This is a genomic window from Mycobacterium sp. E740 (assembly GCF_001672895.1).
Taxonomy (GTDB): Bacteria; Actinomycetota; Actinomycetes; order Mycobacteriales; family Mycobacteriaceae; genus Mycobacterium.
Window position 1 is genome coordinate 67,032 of record NZ_LZKP01000083.1, and the last position, 7,735, is coordinate 74,766.

General features: G+C 68.6%; 8 protein-coding genes and 1 pseudogene. 5 read left to right on the plus strand and 4 right to left on the minus strand.

Translation table 11 applies throughout. The features are described 5' to 3' along the window. The first annotated feature begins 4 nt into the window (after positions 1-4). Positions 5-1,297: a deoxyribodipyrimidine photo-lyase gene (locus tag A5663_RS07790; RefSeq protein WP_068146280.1), complete on the plus strand. Its 1,293-nt coding sequence runs from the start codon at positions 5-7 to the stop codon at positions 1,295-1,297. Here the strand turns inward: A5663_RS07790 and A5663_RS07795 are convergent. Beyond that, complete coding sequence (locus A5663_RS07795) at positions 1,290-2,123, minus strand: mycofactocin-coupled SDR family oxidoreductase (RefSeq protein ID WP_068146283.1); 834 nt, start codon at positions 2,121-2,123, stop codon at positions 1,290-1,292. The genes A5663_RS07790 and A5663_RS07795 overlap by 8 nt on opposite strands. 89 nt (positions 2,124-2,212) lie before the next feature. On the opposite strand from A5663_RS07795, the gene A5663_RS07800 reads away from it, so the two are divergent. After that, the gene (locus A5663_RS07800) at positions 2,213-2,467 is read left to right on the plus strand and encodes a DUF2631 domain-containing protein (RefSeq protein ID WP_068146285.1); all 255 of its coding nucleotides are present in this window, start codon (positions 2,213-2,215) and stop codon (positions 2,465-2,467) included. Here the strand turns inward: A5663_RS07800 and A5663_RS07805 are convergent. Further along, positions 2,464-3,036: a hypothetical protein gene (locus tag A5663_RS07805; RefSeq protein ID WP_231976720.1), complete on the minus strand. Its 573-nt coding sequence runs from the start codon at positions 3,034-3,036 to the stop codon at positions 2,464-2,466. The genes A5663_RS07800 and A5663_RS07805 overlap by 4 nt on opposite strands. 88 nt (positions 3,037-3,124) lie before the next feature. Continuing rightward, a complete protein-coding gene (locus A5663_RS07810) occupies positions 3,125-4,552 on the minus strand; it encodes a wax ester/triacylglycerol synthase family O-acyltransferase (protein WP_068146289.1) in 1,428 nt (475 codons plus the stop codon). A 105-nt stretch (positions 4,553-4,657) separates the two neighbouring features. Here A5663_RS07810 and A5663_RS07815 point away from each other — a divergent pair, with 105 nt between their 5' ends. Next, positions 4,658-5,347 (plus strand): DUF427 domain-containing protein, encoded by a 690-nt coding sequence (locus A5663_RS07815; protein ID WP_068146293.1) that lies wholly within the window; start codon positions 4,658-4,660, stop codon positions 5,345-5,347. Here the strand turns inward: A5663_RS07815 and A5663_RS07820 are convergent. Then, positions 5,344-6,261, minus strand: a complete 918-nt coding sequence (locus tag A5663_RS07820) for an LLM class F420-dependent oxidoreductase (RefSeq protein WP_068146297.1) — start codon at positions 6,259-6,261, stop codon at positions 5,344-5,346. The genes A5663_RS07815 and A5663_RS07820 overlap by 4 nt on opposite strands. Positions 6,262-6,356: 95 nt before the next feature. Here A5663_RS07820 and A5663_RS07825 point away from each other — a divergent pair, with 95 nt between their 5' ends. Beyond that, entirely contained in the window at positions 6,357-7,301 is a 945-nt protein-coding gene (locus tag A5663_RS07825) for an LLM class flavin-dependent oxidoreductase (protein WP_068146300.1), read from the plus strand. Positions 7,302-7,351: 50 nt separating this feature from the next. Continuing rightward, positions 7,352-7,723, plus strand: a pseudogene (locus tag A5663_RS07830) (acyl-CoA dehydrogenase family protein); the annotation flags it as partial. Positions 7,724-7,735: the final 12 nt, after the last annotated feature.

Here is a 7,735-nt window from a genome sequence, read left to right on the forward strand (position 1 = left end):
TGCCATGCCCACGCTGTTGTGGTTTCGGCGCGACCTGCGGTTGCATGACCTGCCGGCACTGCTCGACGCGTCGGCGGCCGACGGCGAGGTGCTCGCCTGCTACGTCCTCGACCCGCGGCTGGAAGCGTCGGCAGGACCGCGCAGGCTGCAGTACCTCTACGACGCGCTTCGGGATCTGCGTGACGGCCTCGACGGCAAGCTGCTGGTGACGCGGGGTCGCCCCGAGCAGCGAATACCGTTGCTGGCCAAGGCAATCGGTGCATCTGCGGTGCACATCTCCGCCGACTACTCGCCGTTCGGGCGGCGCCGCGACGACGCGGTGCGGGCCGCGCTCGCGGGGGTGCCGCTGGAAGCGTCGGGCTCGCCGTATCTTGTATCGCCCGGCCGGGTCACCAAACCCGACGGTACCCCCTACAAGGTGTTCACCCCGTTCTACGCGGCGTGGCGCAGGCACGGTTGGCGCAGCCCCGCGGCCTCAGGCCCCGAGTCGGCACGCTGGGTCGACCCGGCCGCCGTGCCCGGCGCGGTGGAAATCCCCGACATCGGCGTCGAACTCGACTCACCGGCCGGGGAGAGCGCCGCCCGCGAGCAATGGAAGTCGTTCGTGGACAACGGGATCGACGACTATGCTGATGACCGCAACCGTCCCGACCTCGACAACACCAGCCGGATGTCGGCGCACTTGAAGTTCGGCGCGATCCACCCGCGCACGATGGCGGCCGACCTGGGCGCCGGCAAAGGCGCACAGGCGTATCTGCGCGAGTTGGCGTTCCGTGACTTCTACGCCGCGGTGCTCTACGAGTGGCCGCACAGCCTCTGGTGGAACTGGAACTCGTCGTTCGACGGGATGAGAACGGACGACGACACCGACGCGCAGCAGCGGTTCGACGCCTGGAAAGCGGGCAGAACGGGCTATCCGATCGTCGACGCCGGCATGCGCCAGCTCGCCCAGACCGGCTGGATGCACAACCGGGTCCGCATGATCGCCGCCTCGTTCCTGGTCAAGGACCTGCACCTGCCGTGGCAGTGGGGCGCACGCTGGTTCCTCGAGCAACTGGTCGACGGGGACATGGCCAACAACCAGCACGGCTGGCAGTGGGTGGCCGGCACCGGGACCGACGCCGCGCCGTTCTTCCGCGTCTTCAACCCGAGCACCCAGGGCGACAAGTTCGATCCCGACGGCCGCTACGTGCGGCGCTGGGTGCCCGAGATCGACGACGACAGCTACCCGGCGCCCATCGTCGAGCACGCCGCCGAACGCAAGGAGGCACTGCGCCGGTACGCCGAGATCACTTGATGATCTGGCCGCCGTCGACCGGCAGCGCCACCCCGGTCACGTACCTGCCCGATGCGCCGCACAGATACACCATCGCATCGCTGATGGCCTCGGGCTCGACGGGCGGAACGTCGAGCAGCGGCTGTTGCGACACGCTGAACGACGGATGCTCGCCGGACCATTCCGCCAGCGCCTCGTTGTAGATCATCGGCGTGGCCACCCCGCCGGGGTGCACCGAGTTGACGCGAATGTTCTTCTCCGCCAAGGCCCTGGCGAAGTGCCGCATCACCCCGACGACGCCGTGTTTGGCGACGGTGTAACCGGCAGCGCCGTGGTTCATCGTGCCGAAGTCGACGGTCACCGGTTTGAACGCGGCCGCCGAACTGGTGATCACGATGGCACCGCCGTCGCCGTGCGCGAGCAGGGCGGGCAGCGCCGCGGTGATCGTGTAGTAGACGCCGTTGAGCATCACGTTCACCGCGTCGGCGAACGCCGCGATCTCGTGCCCCTGCTCCCCCGCGGCGGGCAGGATTCCGGCGTTGGCGAGCACGAAGTCGATGCGGCCGAACTGCGCCACCCCGGCCGCCACGACCTCCTGCAGCCGGGCGAGGTCGCGGACGTCGCCACGCTCGGCGACGATTCTGCGGCCGGTCTTCTCCACCAGGTTGACGGTCTCGTCGAGGTCCTCCGGTGTGGCCATCGGGTAGGCCACGCTGTCGATCTGCCCGCACAGGTCGACGGCGATGATGTCGGCGCCTTCCTCGGCGAAACGGACCGCGTGTGCGCGGCCCTGCCCGCGCGCCGCGCCGGTGATGAATGCGACCTTGCCGTCGAACTGCTGCGTCATGAGGCATCACCCTACGGCCGCGTGTAGTAGGCCCCCGGTACGCATATGCCAGAATGTGGGCACCAGCAAGCCCACCGTGAGGAGCAGCCGTGGCCAACACCGAGGTGCAGCGACACACCGGCGTCGACGTCGAAGACGTGCCGTCTGCCGAGTGGGGCTGGTCGAAGGAGAACCCGAAGGCGATTCACATCGGCGGGCTGCTGGCCGCCGCGTTCCTGGTGGCCATGATCCATGGCAACCACACCGGCCACGTCGAGGATTTCTTCCTGGTCGGGTTCGCTCTGCTGATCGTCGCCGCAGTGGTCCGTGACTGGTGGCTGCGCCGCCGCGGCTGGATCCGTTAAACCGGACTCAACGGCCGCAGCACGTCCGCCGTCAGCTCGAAAAGAATCTCCGTTGGGCCGACGCCCGGTTCCAGCCCGGCCGCGCCGAGCGCCCGGGCTTTGAACGCGCGCGCCGCGACGCTCAGCTGGTGCGGAACGACCTCGACGCGACGACCGAGTTCCACCGGCCAGTCCTCACCCCACGCCAACAGCTCCACACTGCAGCTCTTCGCCACATCGGAGACCTGGGCCCGCAGGCTCGGGTCGTCGCGGAGCAACGTGGCGCTCACCGCGAGCGCACCGCCGCGCGGCGGGTTGCACAAGATGGTCTCGACGGAGTCGTCGAGCGTGTCGGCGCCCAGGATCGCCAGCGCCCGCAGATCGCCGCAGCTCTCGACCCTGACGTTGACGTCCCAGCCGGCCCGCGCCCGGTCGAAGAGCCAGCCGCCGGCCTGCCCCACCACCTCGGCCGCGCTCGCGGCGAGCACGACGAGCCTGTGATGGTTGGCCCGGCCGTCGGCGGCCCGCGGACCGCCTGCCGACGCGACGTCTTCGGTGGAAAGTCGAGTTGCCATCAGTTGCCATCCCATCGGTTCAGCTAGCCGTCACGCTACCCATAGAGCGTGACACTATTGCGCTGATCTGTAAAGGTTGGCTTTGGTGCGCGGCGGTGTCGTGTCAGCGTAGGGCGGCGGCCAGCGGCAGCGCGGAGTCCACCGCGGCGAGGTCGCCGGACAGTCCGGCGGCGCGCCGGATCTCGGCGAAGGAGTCGCGCAGCGCGTCGGTTGCCTCGTGCGGGTCGTCGAGCGTGCGGTCGTCGGTCAGCACCGAGATCGCGAGCTGGTCGACGTAGCTCCACACGGTGATGTTCATTCCGCTGCCGGTCACCACGGGCCCGACCGAATAGATTTCGCTGACGACGCCGCCCGCGACGTGACCGCGCTCGCGGGGGCCGGCCACGTTGGAGATGGTCAGGTTCATCACCGCACCGGATTCCATTCGGCGGGCCTGCATCCGGAAGAATTTCGGCGCCATCGCCGGCGGCAGGTAGGCCATCCACGCCGGTAACACGGTCGGCCCGAGCAGCTGATGGTTCTCCTTGGCGATCTTCGTCGCCACGGACGTCACCTTGACCCGTTCCAGCGGATCGTCGATGTGCACGGGCAGCGACGGCATCATGTACGTGAATTCGTTGCCGGTCAACCGATCTGGTGCCGAGTTCGTGCAGACCGGAACGCCCGCGATCAGCGGCTCGTCGGCGTGCCCGTCGTAGCGCAGCAGCAATGTGCGCAGCGCGCCGGCGGCCGTCGCCAGCACGATGTCGTTGAGCGTCACACCCAGATGCCGACTGGCCTCTTTGACCTGCGGCAGCGACAGCGGCGTCGTCGCGAAGCGCCGGCCCGGCGAGACGCGGTGGTTCAAGAAGGTCTGCGGCGGGGCGAAGTTGCGGGCCAGGTCGGGGTGAGGGCCGCGCTCCTTGGCGCGCTTGCGGACCCGGGAGACCCCGGTGGCCGTCTCGTTGATCAGCCGGGGAAGCCGGCCGATGAGGTGCGCATGGTCCCGGCCCGCGGCGCTGAGCAGTTGTGCCGTGCTGCGGGCGGCGGGGTCGACGACGGGCGTCACCGGCGCGGGCTCCTCCGGTTCCATCGCCCTGGCCATCTGATTGGCCGACGCGACGCCGTCGGCGAGCACGTGATGCACCTTGTGGATGATCGCGATGCGGTCGTCGGCAAGACCTTCGGCGACGTACATCTCCCACAGCGGCCGGCTGCGGTCCAACGGGGTGCTGGCGATCTCGCCGATCAGGTCGTCGAGCTCTCGGCGGCCACCCGGCTGCGCCACCCGGGTGGGGCGCAGATGGTAGTCGAGGTCGATGTCGGGGTTCTCGCACCACATCGGATGGTGGAGCCGCAGCGGGATGTCGACGAGCTGATAGCGCAGCGCCGACAGCGCCATCAATCGCGGATACGCCACCTCGCGGAACAGCTCGAAGCTGTAGCCGTCGACACCCGACACGTCGAGAATCCCGATCTTGAGCGTGTGCATGTGTATCTCGGGCGTCTCGCTGTAGAGCATCAGGGCGTCCACCCCGTTGAGTCGCTTCATCTCACCCCTTGTGCGCCGGCTGCTACCGGTTTCCCCATCGTCGCCGTCCGCAAGCAGGTTCGGCGAAGAAGTGACGCTGCGGCTGAAGTTTGTAAAGCTGGCGCCATGAGTCTCGTCGCCGCCCGCGGGCCGCTGGGCAATGATCCGGCCGGCTGGTTCACCCCGCCCCTGCCCGCCGACGTGGTGTTCGTCGAGCCGCACCCGCGGCGCATCCAGGCCGTGCGCGACGGACGCGAAGTCATCGACACCGAGCGCGCCTTGCTGGTGCACCGCCGCGGCCACCCGCTCAGCTTTGCGTTTCCGCTCGACCAGGTCGGCGATCTGCCCAGCGAACCCGTCGCCGAGGCACCCGGATTCGTGCGTGTGCCCTGGGACGCCGTCGACACATGGCTCGAGGAAGGGCGCCGGCTCGTGCACTATCCGCCGAACCCGTATCACCGCGTGGACTGCCGGCCGACGCAACGCCGGTTGCGAGTCGGGGTCGCAGGGGAAGCTCTGGTCGACACGACAGCGACGGTGATCGTCTTCGAGACGTCGCTGGAACCCCGCCTCTACGTCGACCCGTCGCAGGTTCGCACCGAGTTGCTGCGCCCGTCGCAGACCACCAGCTACTGCAACTACAAGGGCTATGCGACGTACTGGTCGGCCACCGTCGGCGAGACGGTGGTCGAGGACGTCGCCTGGAGCTACCCGGACCCGCCGCCGGAGACACTGCCGATCAAGGGGTTCTTCAGCTTCGACCCGGCGCGCGCCGAGGTGTTCGCTGAGCTACCGGGAGATGATCCGGCCGACTAGGCCGCAGCGATGACCGACGTGCCGAACCGGTCGATGGTCTCCAGCACGTGGGCGAGGCTGTCGCCGGGCAGGCCGACCTGAACCCAGGTCACGCCGATGCCCGCGAGCTTGTCCAAGCCGGAAAGGTAGGCGTCGGGGTTGAAATCGTCGCTGCCCGGGCTGCCGCCGTCGGGATTGGTGAACGTGATGTCGATGCGCGACCAGTCGCGCCCGGCCTCGTCGAACCGGCGGCGCAGGTCGTCGATGCCCGACGCGAGGATCTCGGCGTCCATCGTCGCCGTGCGGGCGGTCTGCGCAAGCTGCGCGGGTGCGGCGAACGGGCACCACCCGTCGCCGTACGCGACGACCCGCTTGCGGGCGGCCACGGTGTTGCCGCCGATCCAAATGGGGGGATGCGGATCGCTGACAGGACGCGGGTGTGCGGTGATCCCGTCGGCGGTGAAATGCCGCCCCTGATAGGAGAAGTCGTCGGTGGTCCAGATTCCGCGGATCACCTCCAGCGCCTCCTCGAACAGCGCGGCTCGCTCCTCGAAATCGACTCCGAGCGCGGCGAATTCGCGCTTGAGGTAACCCACCCCGACGCCGAGCGTGAACCGTCCCTCCGACAGCAGATCCAGTGTGGCGCCGGCCTTGGCGACGACGAACGGGTTGCGGTACGGCAGCACGACGATGTTTGGGATGAGGCGCAGGGACGACGTGGTCGCAGCCGCATAGCCCATCGCGACGAACGGGTCCACCGCATCGTGGCCGCCGGCCTGCAGCCAACGCTGCGTCGGCGCCGGGTGGTCGGTGAAACCGAACCCGTGGAAACCCGCCGCCTCGGCGGCCGAAGCGACTGTCGCAATCCCCTTGCCCGTGACCAGTTCCGGGTTGTACGGATGACTGTGCATCGGGTGGGTGAAGGTGAACCGCATATGAGCATCCCGTCCTAGAACAACCTTCTCGATTCTTGAGAATGTCGTTACCATGCGAAGCGCGCAAAGTACAGGGGCGGCCGAGAAGGGGCGACATGAGTCAAGTCAGAGCCAAGCCCGAGATCGGCCTCTACCTGCCTCAGCTGGGCTTCACCTACGAGCAGGTACTGCACCGCGCCCGGCGGTGTGAAGAACTCGGCATCGATTCGCTGTGGCTATACGACCATCTCTACGGCCCCGGCGCACCCGACTACCCGTCGCTGGAGGCATGGACGCTGGCCACCGCGCTGCTCAGCAACACCGAACGTATCCATGTCGGACACATGGTGCTGTGCAACCAATTCCGTCATCCGGTGCTCTTGGCCAAGATGGCCACCACGCTCGACCAGATTTCGGCGGGCCGGCTACAGCTTGGGCTCGGCAGCGGGTCGATCGAAGACGAGCACAGCCGTGCCGGCCTGCCGTGGGGAACGTTTCGTGAGCGGTCCGAGCGACTCGGCGAGACGCTGGAGATCGTCACCCAGGCCTTCGCCGACGAGCGAATCGACCACAGCGGCAAGCACTTTGCCGTGACGGACTTCCCCGTCAAACCCGGACCGGTGCGGCACCCACGGCCACCGATCGTGGTGGGTGGTGTCGGCGAGAAGTACACGCTGCCGCTTGTCGCGCGTTACGCCGACGTGTGGAACGTGCCCACGTATGCGCTGGGTGAATTGGAGCAGAAGGTGTCGGCGCTGCACGCCATCTGCGCAGACATTGGCCGCGATCCCTCGACGATCGTGTTGTCGGTCGAAGCGGTGATGGCGCTGGCACCCGACGACGCCTCGCTGCCGGAGGTGCGTCGAGTTGCCGAAAAACGGTTCGGCGCTCCGGGTTTCGGCCTCGCCGAGGGCGGGCTCATCGGCACCCCACCGGCGATCGTGGATGGCATCGGCGAGCTGCGGGAGCTAGGGTTCGGCCAGATCGTGTTGTTCACCCACGACCGCGGCTCGGATGCGACGCTGGAGCTGCTCGCGACCGAGGTGATCGCGCGACTTTAGGCCGGCCGCTTCGCCGGCGGCGAGTAACTGGGGCGGCCGAGGCCGAGGGCATGCTGGGCGAGGCGGTCGACCGCGTCGCAGCGGTGGCGGGTGACGAGGACTCGGCGAGGTACCGCCTCGGACGCGCGGTCGCCCGGATGGAGGCGGCGGCCAGCGCTCCGGAGATGTTCGGCCGGGTGGCGATCGCGCAGACGATGCGCGACGTCGCACCGGATCTGATGGATCTGCTCGGGACCGCGGCGAGCCTGCCGGTCGGCGCGAACGGCGCAGCCGATGACGGGGCGGCCGAATACATCTTCCGGTTGGCCGGACCGACCGGGATCTACGGCGGCACGCTGGAGGTGTTCCGCAACATGATCGCCCAGCATGCCCTCGGCCTCGGCCGCCCCAGTTACTCGCCGCCGGCGAAGCGGCCGGCCTAAAGTCGCGCGATC